Annotated in this window: 30 protein-coding genes and 2 pseudogenes; 10 read left to right on the top strand and 22 right to left on the bottom strand. The window is 60.9% G+C overall.

Annotation, left to right across the window (positions count from 1 at the left end):
* Positions 1–390: pseudogene (locus C5J26_RS21095) on the bottom strand (ABC transporter ATP-binding protein); the annotation flags it as partial.
* A 104-nt stretch (positions 391–494) separates the two neighbouring features.
* On the opposite strand from C5J26_RS21095, the gene C5J26_RS21090 reads away from it, so the two are divergent.
* Positions 495–1,631, top strand: a complete 1,137-nt coding sequence (locus C5J26_RS21090; protein WP_105403544.1) for an acyltransferase — start codon at positions 495–497, stop codon at positions 1,629–1,631.
* A gap of 148 nt (positions 1,632–1,779) precedes the next feature.
* Here C5J26_RS21090 and C5J26_RS21085 read toward each other — a convergent pair whose 3' ends face one another.
* The 3 genes from C5J26_RS21085 to C5J26_RS32815 form a co-directional block, all read right to left on the bottom strand.
* On the bottom strand, positions 1,780–2,157 hold the full coding sequence (locus C5J26_RS21085) for a hypothetical protein (protein WP_105403543.1): 378 nt from the start codon (positions 2,155–2,157) through the stop codon (positions 1,780–1,782).
* Positions 2,158–2,436: 279 nt separating this feature from the next.
* Positions 2,437–2,661, bottom strand: a complete 225-nt coding sequence (locus tag C5J26_RS21080) for a hypothetical protein (protein WP_105403542.1) — start codon at positions 2,659–2,661, stop codon at positions 2,437–2,439.
* 216 nt (positions 2,662–2,877) lie between these two features.
* Entirely contained in the window at positions 2,878–3,021 is a 144-nt protein-coding gene (locus C5J26_RS32815) for a hypothetical protein (protein WP_172745982.1), read from the bottom strand.
* Positions 3,022–3,094: 73 nt separating this feature from the next.
* On the opposite strand from C5J26_RS32815, the gene C5J26_RS21075 reads away from it, so the two are divergent.
* Positions 3,095–3,706, top strand: coding sequence for a PLP-dependent aminotransferase family protein (locus C5J26_RS21075; protein WP_172745980.1), 612 nt, complete (start codon positions 3,095–3,097; stop codon positions 3,704–3,706).
* A gap of 32 nt (positions 3,707–3,738) precedes the next feature.
* Here the strand turns inward: C5J26_RS21075 and C5J26_RS33285 are convergent.
* From C5J26_RS33285 to C5J26_RS21045, 6 genes and pseudogenes are all read right to left on the bottom strand, one after another.
* Positions 3,739–3,857 (bottom strand): annotated as a pseudogene (locus C5J26_RS33285) (alcohol dehydrogenase catalytic domain-containing protein); the annotation flags it as partial.
* A gap of 6 nt (positions 3,858–3,863) precedes the next feature.
* Complete coding sequence (locus C5J26_RS21065; protein ID WP_105403540.1) at positions 3,864–4,289, bottom strand: CBS domain-containing protein; 426 nt, start codon at positions 4,287–4,289, stop codon at positions 3,864–3,866.
* A gap of 17 nt (positions 4,290–4,306) precedes the next feature.
* The gene (locus tag C5J26_RS21060; protein WP_105403539.1) at positions 4,307–4,771 is read right to left on the bottom strand and encodes a YbhB/YbcL family Raf kinase inhibitor-like protein; all 465 of its coding nucleotides are present in this window, start codon (positions 4,769–4,771) and stop codon (positions 4,307–4,309) included.
* Positions 4,772–4,792: 21 nt separating this feature from the next.
* The gene (locus C5J26_RS21055; RefSeq protein ID WP_105403538.1) at positions 4,793–5,233 is read right to left on the bottom strand and encodes a DUF2267 domain-containing protein; all 441 of its coding nucleotides are present in this window, start codon (positions 5,231–5,233) and stop codon (positions 4,793–4,795) included.
* A 98-nt stretch (positions 5,234–5,331) separates the two neighbouring features.
* On the bottom strand, positions 5,332–6,384 hold the full coding sequence (locus C5J26_RS21050) for an AI-2E family transporter (protein WP_105403537.1): 1,053 nt from the start codon (positions 6,382–6,384) through the stop codon (positions 5,332–5,334).
* A gap of 149 nt (positions 6,385–6,533) precedes the next feature.
* Positions 6,534–7,061, bottom strand: coding sequence for a DUF4142 domain-containing protein (locus C5J26_RS21045; RefSeq protein WP_105403536.1), 528 nt, complete (start codon positions 7,059–7,061; stop codon positions 6,534–6,536).
* A 145-nt stretch (positions 7,062–7,206) separates the two neighbouring features.
* Between C5J26_RS21045 and C5J26_RS21040 the strand changes: the two genes are divergently transcribed.
* Positions 7,207–7,425 (top strand): hypothetical protein, encoded by a 219-nt coding sequence (locus C5J26_RS21040; protein WP_105403602.1) that lies wholly within the window; start codon positions 7,207–7,209, stop codon positions 7,423–7,425.
* Between the two features lie 318 nt (positions 7,426–7,743).
* Here C5J26_RS21040 and C5J26_RS21035 read toward each other — a convergent pair whose 3' ends face one another.
* The 3 genes from C5J26_RS21035 to C5J26_RS21025 form a co-directional block, all read right to left on the bottom strand.
* Positions 7,744–8,739 carry a TIGR03885 family FMN-dependent LLM class oxidoreductase gene (locus tag C5J26_RS21035; RefSeq protein WP_046666959.1) on the bottom strand — a complete coding sequence of 332 codons (996 nt, stop codon included), beginning with the start codon at positions 8,737–8,739 and terminating at the stop codon, positions 7,744–7,746.
* A 91-nt stretch (positions 8,740–8,830) separates the two neighbouring features.
* Positions 8,831–9,163 carry a hypothetical protein gene (locus tag C5J26_RS21030; protein WP_105403535.1) on the bottom strand — a complete coding sequence of 111 codons (333 nt, stop codon included), beginning with the start codon at positions 9,161–9,163 and terminating at the stop codon, positions 8,831–8,833.
* 127 nt (positions 9,164–9,290) lie between these two features.
* The gene (locus tag C5J26_RS21025; RefSeq protein ID WP_105403534.1) at positions 9,291–9,734 is read right to left on the bottom strand and encodes an SRPBCC family protein; all 444 of its coding nucleotides are present in this window, start codon (positions 9,732–9,734) and stop codon (positions 9,291–9,293) included.
* 245 nt (positions 9,735–9,979) lie between these two features.
* On the opposite strand from C5J26_RS21025, the gene C5J26_RS21020 reads away from it, so the two are divergent.
* On the top strand, positions 9,980–11,659 hold the full coding sequence (locus tag C5J26_RS21020; RefSeq protein WP_105403533.1) for a Na/Pi cotransporter family protein: 1,680 nt from the start codon (positions 9,980–9,982) through the stop codon (positions 11,657–11,659).
* Here the strand turns inward: C5J26_RS21020 and C5J26_RS21015 are convergent.
* Positions 11,656–12,189 (bottom strand): NUDIX hydrolase, encoded by a 534-nt coding sequence (locus tag C5J26_RS21015; RefSeq protein ID WP_105403601.1) that lies wholly within the window; start codon positions 12,187–12,189, stop codon positions 11,656–11,658. The genes C5J26_RS21020 and C5J26_RS21015 overlap by 4 nt on opposite strands.
* A gap of 94 nt (positions 12,190–12,283) precedes the next feature.
* Here C5J26_RS21015 and C5J26_RS21010 point away from each other — a divergent pair, with 94 nt between their 5' ends.
* The gene (locus tag C5J26_RS21010; protein ID WP_105403532.1) at positions 12,284–12,928 is read left to right on the top strand and encodes a DUF47 domain-containing protein; all 645 of its coding nucleotides are present in this window, start codon (positions 12,284–12,286) and stop codon (positions 12,926–12,928) included.
* Entirely contained in the window at positions 12,928–13,932 is a 1,005-nt protein-coding gene (locus C5J26_RS21005; RefSeq protein WP_105403531.1) for an inorganic phosphate transporter, read from the top strand. The genes C5J26_RS21010 and C5J26_RS21005 overlap by 1 nt, the downstream gene beginning before the upstream one ends.
* A gap of 103 nt (positions 13,933–14,035) precedes the next feature.
* On the opposite strand, the gene C5J26_RS21000 is transcribed toward C5J26_RS21005, so the two are convergent.
* Positions 14,036–14,782, bottom strand: coding sequence for an SDR family oxidoreductase (locus tag C5J26_RS21000; protein ID WP_105403530.1), 747 nt, complete (start codon positions 14,780–14,782; stop codon positions 14,036–14,038).
* A 99-nt stretch (positions 14,783–14,881) separates the two neighbouring features.
* Here C5J26_RS21000 and C5J26_RS20995 point away from each other — a divergent pair, with 99 nt between their 5' ends.
* The 3 genes from C5J26_RS20995 (at position 14,882) to C5J26_RS20985 (ending at position 17,222) form a co-directional block, all read left to right on the top strand.
* Entirely contained in the window at positions 14,882–15,787 is a 906-nt protein-coding gene (locus C5J26_RS20995) for an AraC family transcriptional regulator (protein ID WP_105403529.1), read from the top strand.
* Between the two features lie 196 nt (positions 15,788–15,983).
* Positions 15,984–16,670, top strand: a complete 687-nt coding sequence (locus tag C5J26_RS20990) for a fumarylacetoacetate hydrolase family protein (RefSeq protein WP_105403528.1) — start codon at positions 15,984–15,986, stop codon at positions 16,668–16,670.
* A 24-nt stretch (positions 16,671–16,694) separates the two neighbouring features.
* Positions 16,695–17,222, top strand: coding sequence for a gamma carbonic anhydrase family protein (locus C5J26_RS20985; protein ID WP_105403527.1), 528 nt, complete (start codon positions 16,695–16,697; stop codon positions 17,220–17,222).
* On the opposite strand, the gene C5J26_RS20980 is transcribed toward C5J26_RS20985, so the two are convergent.
* The 3 genes from C5J26_RS20980 to C5J26_RS20970 are packed head-to-tail and all read right to left on the bottom strand — an operon-like array spanning position 17,219 to position 19,384.
* The gene (locus C5J26_RS20980; RefSeq protein WP_046667152.1) at positions 17,219–17,659 is read right to left on the bottom strand and encodes a Fur family transcriptional regulator; all 441 of its coding nucleotides are present in this window, start codon (positions 17,657–17,659) and stop codon (positions 17,219–17,221) included. The two genes, C5J26_RS20985 and C5J26_RS20980, sit on opposite strands and share 4 nt — an antisense overlap.
* On the bottom strand, positions 17,659–18,483 hold the full coding sequence (znuB, locus tag C5J26_RS20975; RefSeq protein WP_105403526.1) for a zinc ABC transporter permease subunit ZnuB: 825 nt from the start codon (positions 18,481–18,483) through the stop codon (positions 17,659–17,661). The genes C5J26_RS20980 and znuB overlap by 1 nt, the downstream gene beginning before the upstream one ends.
* On the bottom strand, positions 18,476–19,384 hold the full coding sequence (locus C5J26_RS20970) for a metal ABC transporter ATP-binding protein (protein WP_105403525.1): 909 nt from the start codon (positions 19,382–19,384) through the stop codon (positions 18,476–18,478). Before C5J26_RS20970 ends, znuB begins: the two co-directional genes overlap by 8 nt.
* A 95-nt stretch (positions 19,385–19,479) precedes the next feature.
* Here C5J26_RS20970 and C5J26_RS20965 point away from each other — a divergent pair, with 95 nt between their 5' ends.
* Positions 19,480–20,484: a zinc ABC transporter substrate-binding protein gene (locus C5J26_RS20965; protein ID WP_105403524.1), complete on the top strand. Its 1,005-nt coding sequence runs from the start codon at positions 19,480–19,482 to the stop codon at positions 20,482–20,484.
* Positions 20,485–20,580: 96 nt separating this feature from the next.
* On the opposite strand, the gene C5J26_RS20960 is transcribed toward C5J26_RS20965, so the two are convergent.
* The 4 genes from C5J26_RS20960 to C5J26_RS20945 all read right to left on the bottom strand — a co-directional run bounded on the left by C5J26_RS20960 (position 20,581) and on the right by C5J26_RS20945 (position 23,381).
* The gene (locus tag C5J26_RS20960) at positions 20,581–20,913 is read right to left on the bottom strand and encodes an RcnB family protein (RefSeq protein WP_105403523.1); all 333 of its coding nucleotides are present in this window, start codon (positions 20,911–20,913) and stop codon (positions 20,581–20,583) included.
* Between the two features lie 160 nt (positions 20,914–21,073).
* The gene (locus C5J26_RS20955) at positions 21,074–21,484 is read right to left on the bottom strand and encodes a PIN domain-containing protein (protein ID WP_105403522.1); all 411 of its coding nucleotides are present in this window, start codon (positions 21,482–21,484) and stop codon (positions 21,074–21,076) included.
* 5 nt (positions 21,485–21,489) lie between these two features.
* A complete protein-coding gene (locus C5J26_RS20950) occupies positions 21,490–21,738 on the bottom strand; it encodes a DUF6364 family protein (RefSeq protein ID WP_105403521.1) in 249 nt (82 codons plus the stop codon).
* 35 nt (positions 21,739–21,773) lie between these two features.
* Positions 21,774–23,381 (bottom strand): glycoside hydrolase family 43 protein, encoded by a 1,608-nt coding sequence (locus tag C5J26_RS20945; protein ID WP_105403520.1) that lies wholly within the window; start codon positions 23,379–23,381, stop codon positions 21,774–21,776.
* Positions 23,382–23,383 lie beyond the last annotated feature (2 nt).

The following is a 23,383-nucleotide window of genomic DNA, read 5'->3' as shown; positions in this document are numbered from 1 at the left end:
TCAGGCTCCCATGGCGGAAAGGTTTCTCCGCCTTCCGGCCGGCGCGCGCCTCTGCGCCCGACGCGTCAGGAAGCGGATATTGCAGATGCCGCCATCATCCTGCTCGATCTCGACATCGACGCCGAACACCGCGCGGATGCGCTCCTCCGTCAAAATGTCGCCCGGCTCACCCAGCGCTATAATCCGGCCTTCCTGCATCACCGCGATCCGGTCGCAGAACAGGGCCGCGTGATTGAGATCGTGCAGGGCCGCAACAACGGTCAGGTCCTGTTGATGCACCAGGTCGAGAAGGCTGATCTGATGGCCGATATCGAGATGGTTAGTCGGCTCGTCGAGCAGCAGGATTTCTGGCTGTTGCGCAAGCGCCCGGGCGATATGCAGCCGTTGTTTCCGAGGCACAGGCGTAGCTATGACTTTGACTCTCTCTGGATCATCTGGTTGCTGCAATCGTCTAGATGGTGCACGAATACTGCATTTCGATCGGAGGCAACCTAATGACCGAAACTGCGCCAAACCGCATTGAGTGTCTGGATGGATTGCGAGGTATCGCGGCGCTATGGGTTTTGATAGGTCATGCGCACCTCTTGACCCGGTTCCGGGTGCCTTTAATCGGTGATCCGGACCTTGGCGTAGATCTCTTCATTGTCCTTTCTGGCTTCTTGATGGTGTTTCATTATCGGCTGCGGGAAGCGAAGGAACCATGGGAGCTACCATCCACGTGGCGAACATTTTGGCTGCGCCGCTTTTTTAGGATCGCGCCGCTCTATTACATCATGTTGATTTTTGCGATGGCCCTTGGCCCCGCGATTTACGAAGCGCGGGTAATGATCGACGCTTACAACTCCGTTCCGGTGCAGCCGGCAGGGCGTTACCTCGATCAAAGCTTCTGGAATTGGGTGGCGCATCTGACATTCGCGTTCGGCGCCATGCCGGGATATGCATATCGAACTGCGCTCCCTGATTGGAGTATCGGCCTCGAAATGCAGTTCTACCTCGTGCTTCCGTTTGTGATGCTCGTCATCAAACGTTTGAACCTCTTTGTGGGCATGAGTGCTGTTGTGTTCGCCGGCCTGGCTGCTGCGGTGATTTCCTATGCGCTTGGATATCGATTCCCAATGCCGGCATTCTTGCCTTTGAAGATGCATGTCTTCGCGGTCGGAATTTTGATGGCAAGTGTTCTCGGCGCGGACGCGAAGCGTGTCTGGTTAGCCGCCGCTCTGTCGGCGGCGCTTATGTTGATCCCGATCGGCGGCGCAATGGGCATAATCCATCACGGTGCGCGGCTGGCGATTGTCGGAGTGTTCTTCCTTCTCCTTCATCATCGTGTGGTGTGGCAACCACTCAGGCCGCCGCTGTCGAAGATCAGCAGCTTACTTGGGAACAAGTTCTTCCATCTGCTCGGCGAGCTCTCGTTTGGCGCCTACCTCGCCCACCTTCTCGTGATGCAACCAGTTATCGCGTATCTTATCGCGAACCATCCGATGTCAAACCCGGCCCGATGGGCTACCGCGCTGGCGATCACCGTGCCGGTCACATATCTGATTGCTGCGATTGGATACAGATGGATTGAGATTCCCGGTCAGGCGCTAGGTAAAGCCCTAACGCGCAAGCGCGCGATGGCAGCCGCCTAGCCCACCGCCCCATCATCTTGTGGGGCAAAATTTGGAGACTTTGAAATCGCCATTGAAAGAGGCTTGAATTGGTATCGAAGAAGGGCTGAGTGCAGTCCGGTATCTGCTGCCAATTGATCTTGCGCGACGGGCCATTCGATTTTGCGCGCTACAGGTAGACGCCGCCGGATTCGGCTAGCGCCTGCGCCTTGGCGACAGAATACTGCGCGAATGCCTGGTCACGCAAAGTCGGGCGTCCCGAGTACCCGCGCTTGACGGCGGCGAGTTCCGCCAGCGCCTCGATCACACCATACGCGATGCCGACCGCCACCGTAGCAACAATGGCGCTGAAGAACGCGCCTGGCAGGCTGAATACCTGCGCCGAATGAAGTGGCTTGCCGATGAACATCTGAAAGGTCATCTCCGCCGACACAAACAGATCTTCAACCTCATACTCGCTGCTGCCAGTGCCGCGCATGCCGCTCACGTGCCAGGTGTCGAGGATTCGGAATGCCTCGCGAGGCGCGAGAGCCTGGCGGCCATCCACGCGGCCGCCCTCCGCCCACCGTGAAGCCTAACACCATCCAGCGCGCCTGATGGACGCTGCTGGCCCAGCCCCAATGCCCGCTCACTCGATATCCGCCGGGAACGGTTACGCCGCGCCCAATCGGCGCGTAGGCGCCTGCAATACAGCAATCCGGCTCCGCTACATGGTCCGGCTCCGCTCAGGCGGCAGATAACCCGCATAGAGACCAGAGCCGATTCCAAGGGCCAGGCACCACGCCGTCGATCCGTCGATGCGGGCGATGTCGTCGATGAGTTGCAGCTAGTCGAGCGGGTCGACCGCCGAGCCGGCGAGATCATGTGGCAGCAGCAGGCGATAAACGTCGTGCCTGACGAACGCCTCTGCCAATGGCACCGGTAGCCGGCGCATCGAGTCGCCTTCTGCCTTGTGCTCGGCGGCAAGGGTAGTGACCTCGTCGCGGATGGCATCAAGACGCCCGATTCCTGCGCGCGTGGAAGTTTTCGTAACTCGTTGCAGATGAAGCACGTGCAAGCATCCTCCGTGGCTTTCCCTGTGCCTTGGCACCCTACTCCGCATGCGGCGGAGTTTCGACAGCCCATCTCGGATCGGCGCCGGACGGATGATCTATGAAAAATACCCAAGTCCCATCGGCAAGCCGACGATGAACCTCCATGCCATGATGGTGCACTTCGATCGCGCGACCATTCTCATCGGCGCCCCTGATCAGCCACTGCGAGCGCGTCATGGCGAAGCCCCCGCAATCGTGGTGTGATGAGTGACGACATCCATATGGGGCTTAAGTCCGATATAGGCCGCCATGGTCAGGAGGATGCCTTCGGTGCCGCGCGCGATCGTAGTGTCACCGTGAACCTCATCGATCTGCACGATCGACGCCTCGGGGTACCGGTGGGATCGCCAGGGGCTGGTCGTTGATGCGCTGCCGCGCGGCGTCCGGGCCGTGTACGTCACGCCTTCCCATCAATATCCGCTTTCCGTAACGATGACGCTACCGCGCCGGCAGGCACTGCTGGCCTGGGTAGAAAGAAACAACGCGGCCATCATCGAGGATGACTACGACAGCGAGTTCCGTTTCGGGGGCCGTCCTCTCGAGCCGTTGCAGACACTCGACGCAAAAGGACTGGTCGTCTACGTCGGCTCCTTCTCAAAGACAATGCTGCCGACGCTTCGGCTAGGCTTCCTGATGACGCCGCCATCGCTGCGAGCGGCCTTGCACAAGGCGAAATTCGTCAGCGACTGGCACTCATCGACCCTCGCGCAAGCGGCACTCGGGAATTTCATCGATGAGGGCGAGTTTGCGCGTCATGTCCGACGAGTGGGCGCAATCTACCGGGAACGGCACCAGCTCCTCGCGGACGCTATCTCCCGTGAGTTTGCCGAACATCTCGAGCTCATCCCATCGACAACGGGGCTCCATCTTACCGCTCTCGCCCGCAGAATGTCGGTGGACCGGATCGCCGAGATCGCCCGCCATGCTGCCGATCGCGGCGTCGCCGTCCAGATACTACTGTCAAGGTTCGCTGTGAGCGCGACCCCCACGGGCCGGGGTTAGAGCTGTCCGGGATTTGCGAGAGAGATCTGCGGAGAGCGTTCACAGCCGGAATAAAGGCCGCGCTGGCAAAAAAGCATTCGCCGCAGGAGATCGTGAAGAGAACCACGAGGCGATCCCCTACTTTCAGGTTGGCATTGTCCCGGCCGACGTCCTTTCGTCAGTGGGCGTGCGCGCCGCCCGGGCGGGAAACCTTCTTCAATCCGGCTCCCGCGGCTGCGGCGTCCGCAAGGGCGGCATCCCCGAGCGAAATGACGCCCGTCAGGCGTTTGTCGCGGTTGACGACAGGAAGACGGCGGACCTGAACCTTGCCCATGTTGCGGGCCACGTCGTCGACATCATCGTCTTCGAAACAGTACTTTACGTCACGCGTCATCACTTCCCGGATTTTCGCATCGCCTCCGAGCCCGTCGGCAAGCCCGCGGATGACCAGATCGCGGTCGGTGATCGTTCCGACGAGCTTGTCGTTGTCACCGACCGGCAAAAAGCCGATCTGCCTGTCGGCCATGCACTTGGCGACTTCGGCGACGGTCTGGTGGGGACTGGCGATCTCGACATCGCGCGACATGATCTCTGACACTTTCATGGTCTTTCCTCCTTCGTTCAGTGGACGTCGAATGTTCCGGTGAGACTGGTCTCCGAGAGGATGTGGCTGCGCGCCTCCTTCCACATCGCCTCCACGCCCGCGCTGTCCGGCACCTTGAGGCTTGGGACGTCGAGGGCGGCGAGACGGAACCGGTAATGGTGCAGGCCGTGGCCTTTCGGCGGTTGAGGCCCGTCGTAACGGGCGTTGCCGAAGTCGTTCGCGGAGAAACGCGGACCGCCGCCGGGCGCCGTATCCGCGCTCTGGCCCAACTGGTTCCAGTCCTTCGGGATATTGAAGACACCGCAGTGGCGGAAGGTCCCGCTCGGTGCATCCGGGTCCTCCACGATCAGTGCGAAGCTTTTGGCCTCCTCAGGCGCATCGCCCCATTTCAAAGGCGGCATCAGGTTTTCCCCGAGGCGAGTATACTTGTCCGGCATGCGTTCGCCATCGGCGAAAGCCGGGCTGGTGAGGGTCATTGTCATTGGTCGCTCCTTCCGAACCCTTCAGTGCGGTTTTTGCGGATCCGGCCAGAGCGCCTGGACTTCCAACGGCAGTCCCTCGCGCACTTTGCGCACCTCGCCGGGATCGATATAATGGGAAAGCACCCGGAAAACCGACCGCACCGCCTCCTTCGCGTCCACCGGACGCGTCGATGAAAGCTCCGCCTTCACCGGTTCCAGGAATTCGTCCAGCGAGCGGGAACGGGTCGGCTGCCTGGAGGGATCGTAGCGGTCGTAATAGGCGCCGCGTACGAGAAGCGGCAGTTGTGCCGAAAGATGTGCGGCCAGTTCGATCGGCAGGCGATCCCTCAGCGTGTGGAGAACCGCGCCCAGCACATGCCAGGCAAGCTGCCGGTCAGGTCCCTGATCGGCCATCAGATCGTCCAGCCATATGTTGGTGGTTTGCAGCGTCTTGTCGAAGACGGTGAGACCCGAAGCACTCATGGCTTCACCTCCATGATGATGGTTCGAATCTTTCGAACCCCTCAGGGAGACGGAAGTTCCGAAGGCCGTCTTAAAAATGCACGGAGAGGTCGTTGCCCTCACTGGGTATCGGCAACGCCCTCCTCCTCGACGAATATTCCCCAGGCGGCGATGAACAGCGCGGCGACGAGCGGTCCGATGACGAACCCGTTGATACCCATCAGAGAAATGCCGCCAATGGTGGAAATCAGGACGACATAGTCGGGAAGCTTGGTTTCTCTGCCGACCAGGCGCGGCCTCAGAAGATTGTCGACCAGACCGATGACAAGTGCGCCGACCGCAACCAGCACGATGGCCTTCACCCAAAAGCCGGCAAGCGCCAGATAAACGGCAGTGGGCATCCAGATCAATGCAGCACCGACCGCCGGCAGCAGCGACAGGACGCTCATCAGAACGCCCCACAGCAAGGCCGGCTCCACGCCGAGCGCCCAGAAGGCGACGCCACCGATCGAACCCTGGATGATGGCAATGATGATATTGCCCCGCACCGTCGCGTGGATGACGGCGGTGAATTTGGAGGTGAAGCGACGGGTATGCGCGTTGCTGAGAGGCAGTGCCTTTCGGATCGTGCGGGCGAGCACCTGCCCGTCGCGGAACATGAAGAACAGCAGATAGAGCATGACGCCGAAAGTGACGAAGAACTGCAGGGTGTTCTGCCCGAGGCTCAAGGCGCGTCCGGCAAAGAAACCACCGCCCGGCATCAGCGCCGCAGAAATACGTTCCCGAAGCGTGTCGAAGCCTTCCAGCTCGATCCGCTCGATCCAGCCGCGGACGAACAGGGGCAGCGATGCCTGTAGTTCCTGGAAAAACCTCCGGACATCGATCTCGCCATTGTCGATGCGCCCATAGAGAAGATTGCCCTGCTGGACGAGCGAGCTGAGGACGATCAGCCCCGGAATGATGACGACGCAAAGGCAGATCAGGACGGAGAGCGCCGCGGCAACATTTCTGCGTCCACCCAGACGGGCCTCGATACGAGCATGGAGAGGAAAGAAGATGATGGCGAGGACGATTGCCCAGAATATCGCTGAATAAAACGGCAGGACGACTGCGACGAACGCAATGGTCACCAGGACCAGAAGCACATAAAAACTGACACGCTGAAGGGGCATTCGACCTTTCCGCTTTGAGACCGCTGGAATGGTAACACAAATACGGCTGCGGCGTGGCTCCGGTCTTTCCCCACTATCTTCGTTTGCGCACAGGCCTCGACGGCCGCCGCATAAGCCACAGCCGTCGACGCAAGCCCGTGCAATGGCGATTACTTGTTCAAATCCTCGGCCATCTTCAGATGATGTTCGAGCACAGGGACCGTCTTTGCCGCCCACGCCTTCAGATCGCCATTTTCACCTTCCTTGCCATATCGCTTGAACAGGTCGACGGCATCTTCATGGGCGTCTTCCTGATCCGAATGATATTGCTCGGTGAACTCCTTGCCCTTCAAGCCCTTGAGCTTGGCGATCGACTTCTTTTGCGCGTCGGTCATCGCCGTCGGCAACTTGACTTTCACCTTGCCGCCATCGACGAGCTGCTTCAGTTCGGTCGTGGTCTTCTGATGCTCCTGGATCATCTGCTGTGCGAACGTCTTCGTCGCCGCGTCGGCCCGTTCGGCGGCCAGCTTGCTGGATTCGATCTCGAACATGTCGCTCGTTGCAGCTTCGGTGACGAAATCCTGGGTCTTCGGAGGGATGCCCGCAAGCGAATTGACGCCTGATTTTTCCGCCGCGGACTGGGCGAATGCCGACGTCGTAACCATTGCCATGGCAGTCACTAGAATGATCTTGTTCATGCAATTCTCCTTTCGCATCAGCGCGAACAATGCATTCCTCGGGTTGTTCCAGGACCAGCAGAAAAACTCCTTTTCGGCCTCCGAGGGCCGCATGTCAGGGCACAAAACCGGCCGTCGATTGTTGGAAAGGTCCAAGGAGGCTGAAATGAGCACTGAAAAACAGACCGAGGGCCTGAATGACAGGCCGAAGAACGCGCCGATAGGCCAGACCGCCGACGGCCTGCCGGATGACAGCGGGCGACCGGTCGAGGTTGACGACGAGACCGTCGAAAGGACGCGTCGCAAGCTCTCCGGCAAGCCTCGCGAAAAGCTTCTGAAGGAAGTGCGGGAGCGGGAGAACGCTTCCCGACTGGGATCCGAATGAACCGTCCGCCGCCGGCTTTGCCTGAGACAAGCCGGCCGGCTTGTTCTGATGCGCCAGAAGAGAAGGCCCGGACACCGGAACGTGTTCCCGGATGAGCACCTCACCCACGGACCTAGCCGATCCCCATCCGCCGGCTGGGCCACTTGGAAAGCCTAGACGCGGCGTCTTTTCGGTCTTGAGGTCATTGTGAATGGGATGGTTGGATTGAGCACTTCCAACTTGGGTCAGCCATCGTAGTTCCATGGCGCCGGAACTTAGTTCGGCATCGGCCCTAACTCCGGCCAGAGGCCCATCGCCGGACGCGACGACGCCAACCCGTCACCGCCCGTTCCGGTGGCGTTTATCCGCCTTCACGTGAGGCAAAACCTCGCGTCCGAAGCGATCGATGAATTCGCGCTGGTTGCGTCCGACATTGTGGACGTAGATTTCTGCAAAGCCCATGGCGGCGTCGGCTTCCAGCCATTCGACATGCCGGCGCGGGTCAGCGGAAATCCGCACATGCTGATCCATGTCTTCCGGCCGCACATTGGCGCACGCCTGGTCGAATTCCTCGGGCAGGCGCAGCGTTTCGGAGACCGCCGCCGTCACTGCATTGCTCCGCCACTGGTCGAATGCGTTTGCTCTCGCCTCGTCATCGGAGCCGGCGATGGACACATGGGTCTGCAGGTAAAGCGGTTTGCCCTCGCCGCCGCCGCGCCGGAAACCGTCGATGATCTTGCGCAGATTATCCTTCGGCTGATTGATGGTGATCAGCGCGTCGGCCCAGCTTCCGGCCCATTGCGCCGTCTCGGGCGACAAGGCGCCGGCAACGAGGCGGGGCGGCTCTTCGGGAAGGGTATGGACACGCGCCTCGTCCACCCTGATCGGCTGCTCCCGGCTGACCAGCTTGCCCGACCACAGATCGCGGATGATCTCGACCGCCGCCTGTAGCCGTTCGTTCCGTTCCCGCTTCGAAGGCCAGCGCTCGCCGGTGACATGTTCGTTCATGGCCTGCCCGCTGCCGACCGCAATCCACGGCAGCCTTCCGGGAAACATTTCGGCGATCGTCGCGGCGGCCTGCGCCGTGATGGCCGGGTGGTAGCGCCAGCCCATGGGAATGGTGATGAGCCCGAACGGGATCGACCGTGTCGCCTGGAGCGCCGCGCCCAGCCACGCCCAGGCAAAACCAGACTGCCCCTGCCGCTCGCTCCATGGGGTCAGATGATCGGAGGACATCACCGCTCCGAAGCCCGCTGCCTCCGCAGCCTGGGCATGCCCGATAAGCTCGCTTGGTGAAAACTGTTCATGGGAGGCGTGATAACCGAAAAGCGTCATGATCCGTTTCCCTCGGAGATCCGCCAACGCCGGGCATCGGGCTCAAGTTCCAGACGGGTATTTCTCTTGAAGAATGTTGCCACCCGCACGCTCACCCGAAAGCGATTTCTTCGGCCGAGCGTTCGATATCCTGCCGGCGATGCCTCTTGGGACGCCCCTTCCCGGCCAGAATGAAATCGAGCTCCGCCGCGGAGGCTCCGAACCGGTCGATGAGACGCTGCGCTTCCTGCGCACTCAGGCCATAGTTCTTCACGAGATCCTCGGGCGTATATTTCGGCTTCGCGTCGTTCTGCTGCGGATGGGGACTGGGGCCCTCGTCCGGCAGGCGATCTGATTGCGCTTCGGAGGCCGGGGAGACCGGATTGGATCGCGGCGGCACGGGAGGCTGCCGGTCGGTAGAGGATGCTGTCGGTGGCTGTTGCATGACTTCCTTCTCTTTCGGAAGGTCAACAAGACAGGCCCGCGATTGTTCCCGCAGGCAACTGCTTCCCGTACCGGATCGCGAAAGTCACCAACGCGAACCGGTCCCGGGCTTGCGCCGTCATGATAGATTATTCCTTGATCTCGGGCTCGACGACCCTTGCCAGGTTTCGCAGCGACTCCTGCCAGCCGAGATAGCAGGCTTCGGGCGGGATGAGGTCCGGCACTCCTGCCTGGGTTATATTCACCTCGGTTCCGACCGAAACCTTCTTCAACGTCACCGTGACTTCCATTTCGCCCGGCAGGTTGGGATCGTCGAATTTGTCCGTGTAGCGGACAAGTTCGCCTGGGACGAGCTCAACAAATTCGCCGCCGAAGGCATGGCTGTTGCCGGTCGTGAAGTTGCGGAAGGACATTCTGAACTGGCCGCCGACTTTCGGTTCCAAGTGATGCACAGTGCACAAAAAGCCGTTGGGCGGAAGCCATTTGGCAAGCGCGTCAGCCTCGATGAACGCGCGATAGATCTTTTCCGGGCTGGTTGCCAGAACGCGATGCAGGCGTATGGTGTTCGGCATGGTCGTGATCCTTTTGAAATGTGGAATGGACGACTCTAAGGACGAACCAGACTTTGCCAACCCGACACCCCCTCGTCTCAAAAAAATCTCCCGCTTTCCGGGCAATGCCGGATGGTAGACCCCCAATACCTACCGGTCAGACCTCAGCCTTGAAAAAGCAATAGATCCCGGCAACTATGTTAGCTGGCTAACATCTTGCGCTGCCGGTGCGATTCTCCATCCGGCTGATTACTTACGGAAATGCCATGCCCTTCATCATTGCAATCATCACCATTGCCGGACACATAGCCCTCCTTCTATGGGGGACGCGGATGGTGCAGACGGGCATCCAGCGCGCTTTCGGCCCCAATCTCAGGTCTTTTCTCGGCCGCGCGCTGAACAATAGGATAAAGGCGTTTTTTTCCGGATTGGGCGTCACGGCAATTCTTCAGAGCAGCACGGCGACCGGGCTGATGGCGTCGGGGTTCGCGGCCGACGGGCTGGTCGACCTTGTCCCGGCCCTTGCCGTCATGCTCGGCGCCAATGTCGGCAGCACGCTCATCGTGCAAGTCCTGTCCTTCGACGTGGCCGCCGCATCACCGGCTCTGATACTGCTCGGCGTCCTGATGTTCCGCCGTACGCAAAATCCGCAGGTCCATGACCTCGGTCGCGTGTTTATCGGGCTCGGCTTCATGCTGCTCGCCCTGCATCAACTGCTCGATGTGCTGACGGAATATGCCGATACACCGGTCTTCGCTGCGGTTCTTTCAGCCATTTCGACGACACCGCTCCTCAGCCTTCTGCTCGCGGCCGCGCTGACCTGGGCAGCCCATTCCAGCGTCGCGGTGGTCCTGCTCATTATGTCACTTGCAAGCCAGGGGCTGATCGATCCCTACCAGGCCTTCGCATTGACCCTCGGCGCCAACCTGGGAACGGCGATCAATCCGGTTGTCGAGGGGCAGTCCGGGAAGGATCTTGCGGCCAGACGGCTTCCGATCGGCAATCTGGTTACCAGGATCCTCGGTGTTCTGGCGGCGTTTGCGCTTCTCTCTCCGATTACGGCGCTGATGATCCAGATCGAGGGCGATGGTGCCCGGTTGGTCGCGAATTTCCACACGGCATTCAATCTCGTGGTCGCGGTCGTCTTCATGCCGTTCCTCTCGCCCTTCGCAAACGCCCTCGTCAGGCTGCTGCCGCGGCGGATCGACGAAAGCGATCCCGGCCATCCGCGATATCTCGATCCCTCCGCCAAGGAAACGCCGGTCGTCGCGCTGCAGGGAGCGGCACGCGAAGTCCTGCGGCTGGTCGACGTGCTGGAGGAAATGCTGGCGGGGACGAAGGCTGCCCTGACGAGCACCGATCGCCGCGCCCTGGCGGAACTGCGGCGGAAGGACAACGTCCTCGACCGCCTGAATACGGCAGTCAAACGGTACCTCACGTCCATCGACCCGGAAGAACTCAGCGATATCGATCGGAGGCGCCTTGACGAGATTCTGCTGTTCTCGACCGGCCTGGAACACGCGGGCGACGTCGTCGACCAAAACGTGCTTCCCCACCTTGTCAAAAGACTGCGCCGAGGCATGACCTTTTCGAAGGAAGGGCAGCATGAGCTTAGCGGTCTGCTGGACCGCCTCTCGACCAATCTGCGCACCGCCGCTGCGCTTTTCATGTCGCAGGACGAGCGCGTCGCACGCATGCTCGCCGACGAAAAAATCGTCTTCCGGCGGGCGGAGCGCGACGGAACCAACGCTCATTTCCAGCGGCTGCGCGAGGGCGATTTCGATACGGCGGAAACCAGCTCGCTGCACCTGGACCTGTTGCGGGATTTCAAGCAGATCAATTCGCACCTCGTCGCAGCCACGGCCTATCCGGTTCTGGAAAGGCAAGGCGAGCTGCTGCAAAGCAGGACCACCTACCAAAGCGCCGGCGATCAGGTTCAGAATTAGCCGCGATTGCGCTTCTTGCGACCCCGCGGCTCAAATTCGACGAGCAGCGACTTGAGTTCGATCTCGCGAACGCGTCGTGCCGCTTCATCAGGGCTGACCCATTCGAGAATACGCTGCCCCTGTTCCTTGAAGTCACCCGTGACCTCCGTGACTTCGATCTGGAACACGTCGACGATACAGGGGGCCACATCGCCGTTGTCGAGTTCTTTCAGGTAGGTATAGCGGCCCACCGGCTTCTTCTTCACCGTACCGCTCACGCCTGCTTCTTCCCAGGCTTCGGTGGCCGCGGCCTCGAATGGCTTTTTTTCCTTCATCGGCCAGCCTTTCGGGATGACCCACCGCCCGGCCTCGCGCGAGGTGATCACCAGGATCTCAACTTGAGGACCGTCCCCCCGATATCGAAAACACAGGGCGCCATATTGTTGGTGAAACGCGCCGGCGAATAACCTTCCCGGAACTGCCGCAAGTTGCTTGAGCAGCGTCTGGGACCTGTCCGGTCGCGGCTTGCTGCGCTTTTTTGTGGATTTCATGCGGATCAAACTGTCGATTTTGCGTGTTGCTTCAATTGCCCGAGCATGTTTATGACACATTTATGACAGTCAGCCGCATGGAAGGTCGCACGGTATGATGAGTATTTTTCGGAAGCTGATGCCGCGTGAAGACAGTTTCTTTGAAATGTTTTCCCAGCATTCGAAAGCTGTCGTTGCAGCAGCCCACGCGCTTGACCAGCTCCTCAAGGGCAACGAGATCGAGAAGAACTGCGAGCTGATCGTCGCATTGGAGAATGAGGCCGATGACATCACGCGGGAGGTTCTTCTCGCCGTCCGGCGGAGTTTTATCACGCCCTTCGACCGCGGCGACATCAAGGACCTCATCCAGTCGATGGATGACGCGATCGACATGATGCATAAAACGGTCAAGACGATCCGGCTGTTCGAGCAGTCCGGCTTCGATCCGCTGATGCAGCAGATGGGTGGCGAAATCGTCAAGGCGGCGGACCTCATTTCGGAAGCAATCCCCCTCCTCAACAAGGTGGGCTCCAATGCTCACCGCCTTGCCGCGATCGCCGAGGAGATTACCCGCGTGGAAGGCCGGTCGGACGACCTTCATGACCAGGGCCTGAAAGACCTGTACCGGCGTCATGGCGCAAGCGGCGACGCGATGGCCTACATGATCGGCAGCGAGATCTACGGCGAACTGGAAAAGGTCGTCGACCGTTTCGAGGATGTCGCCAACGAGATCAGCGGCATCGTTATCGAGAACGTTTGATGGATATCTCTCTCGCCTTGCCACTTCTCTTCGGGCTGATCGCACTCGCTCTGTTCTTCGATTTCCTCAACGGTCTCCATGATGCGGCCAATTCCATCGCGACGATCGTCTCGACCCGCGTCTTGCGGCCGCAATATGCGGTCGCCTGGGCGGCGTTCTTCAATTTCATCGCCTTCCTTTTCTTCGGCCTGCACGTGGCGGAAACGCTGGGCACAGGCATCATCGATCCGGGGATCGTTTCACCCCAGGTGATTTTCGCCGCCCTCATGGGGGCAATCATCTGGAATATTCTCACCTGGATTTTCGGAATTCCGTCCAGTTCCTCGCATGCGCTCGTCGGCGGGCTGGTGGGCGCCGGCCTGGCAAAGGTCGGCTTCAGTTCGATTGTCTGGAGCGGTCTCGGGAAGACGGTAGGTGCGATTTTCCTCTCGCCGGCCATCGGCTTCCTGCTTGCCCTGGTGCTCGTGCTCCTGGTTTCCTGGCTCTTCGTCCGGCAAACGCCGTTCGCGGTGGACCGGACATTTCGCGTGATGCAGTTCATCTCCGCGTCGCTTTACTCCCTCGGCCACGGCGGCAATGACGCGCAGAAAACGATGGGCATCATCGCGGTGCTTCTGTTCAGCCAGGGATATCTCGGCTCGACGTTCTACGTCCCCTTCTGGGTGGTGATCTCCTGCCAATCGGCAATGGCGCTCGGTACGCTCTTCGGCGGATGGCGGATCGTTCATACCATGGGCTCGAAGATCACGAGGCTCAACCCCATGCAGGGTTTCTGTGCCGAGACTGGCGGCGCGCTGACCCTGTTCGGAGCGACCTGGCTCGGCATTCCCGTCTCGACGACCCACACGATCACAGGAGCGATCGTCGGCGTCGGCGCCGCGCGACGGGTTTCGGCGGTACGTTGGGGGCTCGCCGGCAACATCGTGATCGCCTGGATCGTGACCATGCCGGCAACTGCCGCGATATCGGCGGCGTTCTACGGCTTGACGGAGCTGCTGCAATAAATGCAACCTCGGGTCAGCGACCGGCTCGCCGCGGAAGGGCCTCCGCGGCGAGCCGGTTCGTGGGGCTTGAAAGATAGTTGGCGCCAGTGTCAGCCAGCCAGTGTCAGCCGGCCAGTGCCACGGCGTCGGCGCCGGCAGGAATGCGAGCCGGCGACGACGGATCGGTCGCCGCAAGCCAGACTGCCTCGGCCACGTCAAGTGGCCGGGTGACGGCCGAGTGCTCCGGCTCCCATTCGGCGAACACCCTTTGTACCAGACCGGCATAGGCCTCGAGGAAGCCGCCCTGAGCCTGCATGCGGGACCGCGCGTTATCCCCGAAACGGGTGTCGGGCGCCCTTCCCGGCTGTACCAGGCGCACCCGCACGTCGAACTGCTGGAGTTCCAGCGCCAGCACCTCGGTGAAAGCATCCACCGCAGCCTTGCTTGCCGTATAGACGGAAAGCAGCGGAATCGGCTTCAACGTCACGCTCGACGCAACATTCACCACGACGCCGGTTCTCCGTTGCCGGAATTGAGGCAGGACCGCCTGTGTCACGGCCATCGTCCCGAGAGTGTTCGTCTCGAAGATCTCGCGGACGATATCCATCGATGTGCCTTCAAGGGCATTCAGCCAGCCGATGCCCGCATTGTTGACCAGCACGTCGATTGGTCCGGCGGCGTCGACGGCTTGGCGAATGCTTTCCGGATCGGTGACGTCGAGGGCGAGTATCCCGAGGTGCTCGGAGGAAGGCAGAATATCCTCGCGCGGCGAACGCATCGTCGCGATAACCTTCCAATTGCGGTCGAGGAAATACCTGGCGATCTCCAGACCGAATCCGGACGAGCAACCGGTGATGAGAACGGTTTTCATGGCGGCTCCTTCATGTGTTTTGCAGCACCTGAAACCTAGACCGCGGAGGCTGGACTGACTACAATCAGAAGTCCGGTTCTCATTCGCGAAAGTCCTGATATGGTCGATCCATTCGCCGAAGTGGTTACATTGCTCCAACCCAGCGTCCCCTCGACGAAACTCGTCAGCGGCGCAGGCGCCTGGTGTGTTCAGCGCCTGGAAACGGGACAGCCCTTCTACTGCGTGATCCTCGAAGGTTCGTCCCGCCTGACCGTCGACGGACAGGAACCGATCGACCTGCGGGAGGGTGACTTCGTTCTGATCCCGTCGGCCTATGGCTTCAGCATGTCGAACCTGGAACCGATGCCGTCGGAGGGCTTCGATCCCTTGACCGTCACCCAGTTCGCGGACGAAATAAGACATGGCAATCCGGATGGGCCGCCCGACGTCCGGCTGATGGTCGGCCGATTTGTCTTTGGGTCGCCGGACGCTGCCCTGCTGGTGTCGCTCCTGCCCCAACTCGTGCACGTTCGCGGCGAGAGACGGCTTGCGACCCTTGTAAAGCTGGTGCGCGAAGAGGCTCGCGAACAGCGGCCTGCGCGGGACATGATCCTGGCGCGCCTGTTGGAAGTTCTGCTCATCGAGGCGCTCCGATCCACGGCAGGCACCGCAGCGCCGCCCGGGCTTCTGCGCGGACTGGCCGATGGACGGCTGGCGGTCGCGATCCGTCGGATGCACGAAGATCCGACCAAGGACTGGACGGTGGAGCAACTGGCCCAGGAAGCCGCCCTCTCCCGCTCCGCCTTCTTCGATCGATTCCGTCGCGCCATGGGCGTCACCCCGATGGAGTACCTGCTTTCGTGGCGCATGGCTCTGGCGAAGAACCTTCTGCGGCGTGGCGACGGTGGCATGAAGGAGATTGCCGAACGTGTCGGATACAGTTCCGCAAGCGCGTTCAGCGTCGCATTCACCCGCGTTGTCGGATTGCCACCGACGCGTTATGCGCGAGAAGCGAGCCAGACATGAAGTCCGCACAACGGCGCTTCGATCGGAGCCCCCGGCAATCGTCGGGGTGTATACTCTCTGGCGTCCGGGATCGTTGCCCGAAGGGCGCAAGCTTTTCCTGCGGTCTTGAAAAAGCGCTAGGATTAATCAACGAATTGGGAGACAAAGGGCGCCGTCTTTATCGCTCTGTGCCCACAGTTTTCCCAGGATGTCTTCCATGCTTGCGACCGTGATCCCCATGCCCGAAACCGTTCTTCTGCCGGTCGAGGGAGTGGCGGAGCGCTTTCCGGTTCGCCGGGTCTATTGCGTCGGTCGCAACTATGCCGACCACGCGATCGAAATGGGGGGCGATCCGACCCGCGAGCCGCCGTTCTTTTTCCAGAAGAATGCCGACAACATCTATAACGGCGAGACCTTCCCCTACCCGCCGCTCTCCTCCAACGTCCATCACGAAGTGGAACTGGTCGTGGCGCTCTCGGGCGGCGGCGCCGATATTTCGGTCGAGGACGCGCTGTCCAAGGTCTATGGCTACGCGGTCGGCATCGACTTCACCCGCCGCGACCTGCAGGATGTCGCCAAGAAGATGAGCCGTCCGTGGGAGGCCGCCAAGGCCTTCGAGAAGTCGGCGCCCGTCTCGGCCCTCGTCCCGGCCGAAAAAATCGGCCATCCCTCGGCGGGCAGCGTCTGGCTTGACGTCAACGGCGCGCGAAAACAGTCCGGCGACCTCAATCAGCTGATCTGGAAACTGCCGGAGATCATCGCCGAACTGTCGAAACTGTTCGTCCTCGCCCCCGGTGACGTGATCATGACGGGCACGCCGGCCGGCGTTGGCGCTGTGGTGCGCGGCGACAAGGTCACCTGCGGCATCGATGGCGTCGGAGCGCTGTCGCTGACAGTCGCCTGACGAAACCGCGACAGGGAGGAAACCATGCCGATCTATGCACTCGGAGAATTCGAACCGAAAACGCCCGGTCCCGACCGTTTCTGGCTGGCGCCCGATGCGACCATCATCGGCAAGGTTGAACTCGGCGAGGATGTCGGCATCTGGTTCGGTTCGGTGCTTCGCGGCGACAACGAACCGATCGTCGTCGGCAAGGGTTCGAACATCCAGGAAGGCGTGATGATCCACACCGATCCGCGCTATCCGGTAACGATCGGCGAAAACTGCACGATCGGCCACCATGCGATCATCCATGGCTGCGTGATCGGCGACAATTCGTTGATCGGCATGGGCGCGACGATCCTGAATGGCGCGAAGATCGGCCGGAATTCACTGGTCGGTGCCAATGCCCTGGTCACCGAGGGCAAGGAATTTCCCGACAACTCCCTGATCGTGGGTTCGCCGGCGAAAATGATGCGGGTGCTGGACGACGAAGCGGTCGAGAAGCTGAAACAGTCGGCTGTCCGTTATGTCGCCAACTGGAAGCGCTTTGCGCGCGATCTCCGGCTTCTCTAGGCCGCGCAGGCGCCGCAAAGCCCGCGGATTTCAATCGTCGTCTTGGCAGGCTTGAAGTTCTTGGCCTTGGCCCAGGCGCCGAGGCGGTGATCGACCTCGTGGTCGTGGAATTCCGAAACGTGGCCGCAGCTCTCGCAGATCGCAAACGCGACCGTGCCGTGCCCGTGGCCATGCCCCTTGCCGCAGCATTCGCTTTCCGGATGGGCGCAGGCGACGAAGGCGTTGAGGCTTTCCAGCCGATGCACCATGCCGAATTCGAGGAGCTTGTCGAGCGCCCGGTAGACCTGCAGAGGCGCACGAAAACCATGGTCACGCAGCCGATCGAGGATCGTATAGGCGCTCATCGGCGCATCGGACCGGTCGAGAACGTCGAAGACGAGCGACTGGTTCTTGGTCAGCGCCGGAGCGGATGTCGGTGTCGAAACTGGTGCGTTCATCATCGCACTCCTTGGTTGCCGGCCTTCTCGGCCGTGTTTTTACCCGCTGCGGGAAGCAGGCTTAAAATGAAAAGTAAGAGCGCCGCGACCACAATGGAAGGGCCGGACGGCGTATCGTAGTGCAGCGAGCCGAACAGGCCGCCGACCACGGCCAGCGCGCCGATCAGCGAGGCGAGCACCGCCATCAGCTCAGGGCTTGCGGAAAACCGCCGGGCCGTAGCCGCAGGGATGATCAGAAGCGCGGTGATCAGCATGATACCGACGATCTTCATGGCGATGGCGATGACGAGCGCCATCAGAAGCATGAAGAGCAGCCGCGTCTGCGCCGGCTTCATGCCCTCGGCTTCGGCCACATCCTCGCTGACCGTGGACGCGATCAGCGGCCGCCAGAGCCAGGCGAGCGCCGCCAGCACCAGCACGCCGCCGCCCCAGATCAGCGCGATATCGGTGCGCGTCACGGCGAGGATATCGCCGAACAGGAAGGCGATGAGGTCGATCCTGACCCAGGTCATGAAGGCGACGAGCACGAGGCCGATCGCCAACGCCGAATGGGAGAGAATGCCGAGCAGCGCATCCGCCGACAGCGACTGGCGCCGCTGCAGCGCCAGAAGCAGCAGCGACACGACGACCGCGACGCCGAAGACGGCGACCAGCAGGTTGATCTGGAAGAACAGCGACAGCGCTACGCCGAGCAGCGCCGAATGGGCCATCGTATCGCCGAAATAGGCCATCCGCCGCCAGACGACGAAACAGCCGAGCGGCCCGGCCGTCAATGCGACGCCGATGCCGGCGACGAGCGCGCGGGTGAAGAAGTCGTCAAGCACGGCCCTCTCCCTTCGCCTCGGCATGATCGCCGTGATGGTGGCCGCCATGATGGTCATGGTGAGAATGGTCGTGATCATGCCCATCGTGATGATGATGCCCGTCATCGGGATGGCAGTGATCGGTCACCGAACCGTCGCCATGCATGACCCGGCCGTCCGGCAGATGGGTGTGATCGTGATGATGGTTGTAGACCGCCAGCGAACGAGAATTGCCGAAGAGTTTCAGGTAATCGGCGCTCTGGCTCACCACTTCCGGCGTGCCGCGGCAGCAGACGTGGCCGTTGAGGCAGATGACGGTGTCGGTGCCGGCCATCACCATATGCAGGTCGTGCGAGATCATCAGGATGCCACAGCCGGTGGAATTGCGGATCGAGCGGATCAGGTCGTAAAGCGCACTCTCGCCGGCAAAGTCGACACCCTGCACCGGCTCGTCGAGCACCATCAGGTCCGGCTTGCGGGCGATCGCCCGGGCCAACAGCGCCCGCTGGAATTCGCCGCCGGAGAGGTACCGGACCTCGGCATCGATGAGATGGGAAATGCCGGTCGACGCCAGCGCCGCCAGAAGATCGGCGTCATTAAGCGGGCCGGTCAGCCGCATCAGCCGGCGCACGGAAAGCGGCATGGTCCAGTCGATCGACAGTTTCTGCGGGACATAGCCCACGCGCAGGCCGGATAATCTTGCGACCGATCCTTCGTCCGGGCGCAGCACGCCGATGGCAAGCTTTGCGGTCGTCGACTTGCCTGCGCCGTTCGGGCCAATCAGCGTCACCACCTCGCCGCGGCGGATCGAGAAATCGACGCCCCGCACCAGCCATCGGCCATCCCGGCGAATGCCGGCATTGGCAAGCGATACCAATTGGCTTTCGATTTTGGGGGCGCGAGCCCGATTGGACATCAGCATGTTTTTCCGAATTCCCAGTTGTCAATGGCTATGACACACGTTATAGCATAACGCAATTGATGTAATAACATTACGCCACAATGCAAGGACACAGCATGAAGCCGGCTTCGATCTCCCTCCTCTCCGCCGCGGTGTTCTCCATCGGTGCCGGCCCCGGCGTTGCGGCCCCGGACGTGGTGGTTTCGATCAAACCGATCCATTCGCTCGTCGCCTCGATCATGAAGGGTGTCGGCGAGCCGAAACTTATCGTCGATGGCGCCGCTTCGCCGCACACTTTCGCACTGAAGCCCTCCAATGCAGCCGCCATCGAAGGCGCCGACGTGATCTTCTGGATCGGCCCCGGCATCGAGGCCTTCCTCGAAAAGCCGCTGGATGCGCTGGCGAGTTCGGCAACTGTGATCGAGCTGGAGGATGCACCTGGACTGCAAAAACTGCCTTTCCGCGAAAGCGGCGCCTTCGAGGCCCATGACGACGGGCATGAAGGGGGTGAAGCGGAGCATGACGACCATCAACATGGCGACCATGCAAAGCCCGCCGACGGCCATGCCGACCACGACGATGATCATCACGACCACGGCGGCTTCGACACGCATCTCTGGCTCGATGCGATGAATGCCAAGGCGATGGCGGCGGAAATCGAAAAGACGCTGGTCAGTGCCGACCCGGCGAATGCTGCCGCCTATCAGGCAAACGGCGCCAGGCTGATGAAGGACATCGATGCGCTCGATACCGAGATCAAGGCGACGGTCGCGCCGGTCAAGAACAAGCCTTTCATCGTCTTCCACGATGCCTATCAATATTTCGAGCATCGTTATGGGGTGAGCGTCGCGGGTTCGATCACCGTCAGCCCGGAGACCATGCCCGGCGCCGAACGCGTCGACCAGATCCAGAAGAAGGTGAAGGAACTGGGCGCCACCTGCGTCTTCGCCGAACCGCAGTTCGAGCCGAAGCTGGTGGCGGTCGTGACCGAAAGCACGCCCGCCCGCTCAGGGACGCTCGATCCGGAAGCGGCGACGCTGAAATCGGGTTCCGGCCTTTATTTCGAGCTGATGCGCGGACTTGCCCGCTCGATGAAGGAATGCCTGTCCGAAAGGACCTGAGACCAGCCACCGAAAAGCACGATCACCGGTCGCATAGCGGCGAATATGTGAGACCTGCGGGAGGGAAGGCGAAATACCCCCGCAGGCCGATCTTTCTCAGCGAGCCGCGATGAAGCTCGAAATCACGCCGCTTGCGACGCCGACCAGCAGGAAATCGTTATCGACCTTGACCCAGTGATAACCGCGCGGCGGAGCCGACAGGCGGTAACGGCGGTAATCGCGGATTTCCGCCATGCGACGACGTTCGGCAGCCGTCATGCGATGACCCTTGGACCAGCGCGGCTTCACCACCACGACCTTCTTCTGAACCGTCACCGTGCGGGTCACGGTCCTGGTCCGATCCGGACCGGAATGACGATCCTGCGCCTGGGCGGCAAGCGGAGCGGCAAGCACGGTTGCGGAAAGAAGGATTGCAAAGAACTTTTTCATCTGGTGTCTCCTCGTGTTGACCACGCCCGGAAACTAGGACCCGAATGATGAACCGTATCTGAATTGATGCATTACATTTTTGTAATGAAATTAATGTGTTCCGCTGAATTCCTAAGATTTAGAATTTACTGTTTAAGGGCGGTCTCAATTTAGGCAACTCTCAGAGAAATGGATTGATGATCGTTAGCCGGTCGATCTGCTGGCGGTGGGACAAGTCCTCGGAGACCAGTTCATCGCATTCACCGACAAATGCGGCAGCTACGACCATACTGTCCCAAAAAGAAAATTTGGTGCGCTCCCGTACCTCAAGGGCGGCTTTCAATACCGCAGTGGTATTTTCGATCACCTTGAAATGAAGCCAGGTCTCGATGAAGTTGACAGCCAGCTCGTGCGACAATGGATGCGCCCGGCTGCTGCGCGTCGCCTGAACATAGAACTCCTGCAACACCTGGATAGACAGCACACAATCGCTTCGTCCGAGATATTCCTGAGCTATCGACCTTTTGCGATTCTCGGCGGGGTCACGAGATACGGAATAAAGTAGGATATTCGTATCGAGAAAGACCGCCATGCCAACTACAGGGACCGGTCGTGGAGTTCATCCCGGCTAATATTCTCGCTCGCACTGAAATATCCAACCCGCTTGCGCAACTCCTCCTCGCGCTCCAGGCTTCTCTGGAATTCCTCGGGACTGAGCGACCGCTTCCCTTCCATCTGACGGATCAGGGAAGCGATCAGCGAAGACACGGATGTATTCTTCTCGGCGGCACGGGCTGCTGCGAGTTCATAGACCTCGTCATCGAGAGCGATCGTCACATTCTTCATGGCATCAAAATAACACGAATTGCATTGGGCTCAAACTACAGCGCCTCATAAACGAAATAGTCGAAATCCGCAGTCTTCGCACGACCCGACGTGTCGAAAGCGAAGAGGCCAACAAATGCGCCGGTGAAGGAGCCGTGTTCGCCGCGGCCGCCCTCGTCCGAGATGACGCCGGCGTCGAGCCTCGGGCCAAGCTCCTGCCACTCGTTGGAACCGCCGGCGCGCCAGAGGAACTGCAGGTCGTTGTCACGGATCTCCATCGCGAGATGCATCGGCCCCTCGGGTACGGAAACGCCGCTCCCCACCGGAAAACTCATGCGCCCATGCGGGAAATCACCCGGGCAGGAGAAGATCGTCACCACGCGGCCAAGCTTTTCATGCAGCGTCACCACCAGCGAATGGAACTTGTGGCGATTGTAATAATGCGTCAGGCCCGCGACCTGCTGGTAGGTCTCGGGCGAGAACTCGACCACGGTCTCGGCGCGGAAGGAATGGTGTTCCTGCCGGCGGGCGACGAGCGATTGTTCGAACCAGGATCCGATGCTTTCGCGGCCGAAAAGGCGCAGGTGACCGGGGTGCTCTGTCAGGCTGAACAGGCGCTCCGGATGGGGCGTGCGCAGCCACTGGAATTCCGGCGGCAGGGCCTTGTCGTCGAATGAACGCTCGATGCGGGCAGGCTGTTCGATATGCCTCGCGTCGCCCGGTGCGGGCACGTCGACATCCGGGACGACGCCGCCCTGGGCGAGATAGAGCCAGTCGTCCTCCCATATGCATTTCTGGATCGCGGTTTCGCGGCCGAGCGTGCAGCGACGTTGCGGGGCGAGCGGCCGGCCGCAGAGATGGGTGTGGTATGCTTCGCCTTCAGGCGTTTCGACGTACTGGCCATGGCCGGCGCGTTGCAGAACGGCTTTCGGATGGTCCTTCGAGGTAATGAGGTGCGTCTGCGGATGCATCTCGTACGGGCCGTCGATCGAACGCGCGCGCGCCATTGTGACCGCATGGTCGTAACCCGTACCGCCCTCGGCAGTCGTCAGGTAATACCAGCCGTTACGCTTGAACACATGCGGTCCCTCGACCAGCCCGAGCGAACTGCCGGCAAAGATGTTCCTGATCGGGCCTTTCAGCGCCCTCGTCTCGAAATCCCACTCCTGCAACAGGATGCCGTCAAAGGCCGGATGTTTCGGCGCGCCGCCGTAACTCTCCGTGCGGTGGTTCCATTGCATGTTGAGGAACCACTTGCGTCCGTCGTCGTCATGGAAGAGCGAGGGGTCGAACCCGGAGGAATTGACATAGATCGGATCGGACCATTCGCCCTCGATCGTCGGCGATGTCACGATGTAATTGTGCGCATCCTTGAAGTTGCCGTCGAAGCGTTTGACGTCCGTGTAGACCAGGAAAAACAACCCGTCGGAATAAGAGAGGCACGGCGCCCAGATGCCGCAGCTGTCGGGATTGCCGCGCATGTCAAGCTGGCTCGCGCGCTCCAGGGGCCGACGCACCAGCGTCCAGTTCACCAGGTCGCGCGAATGATGGATCTGCACACCCGGGTACCATTCGAAGGTCGAGGTGGCGATATAATAGTCCTCACCGACGCGGCAGATGGACGGATCGGGATTGAAGCCCGGCAGGATGGGGTTGTGGATCATGT

Source organism: Neorhizobium sp. T7_12 (assembly GCF_002968535.1).
In the GTDB taxonomy this organism is placed as follows: Bacteria; Pseudomonadota; Alphaproteobacteria; order Rhizobiales; family Rhizobiaceae; genus Neorhizobium; species Neorhizobium tomejilense.
Note: the sequence above shows the minus strand (reverse complement) of the source record. Positions and strands in the feature narration are given on the sequence as shown.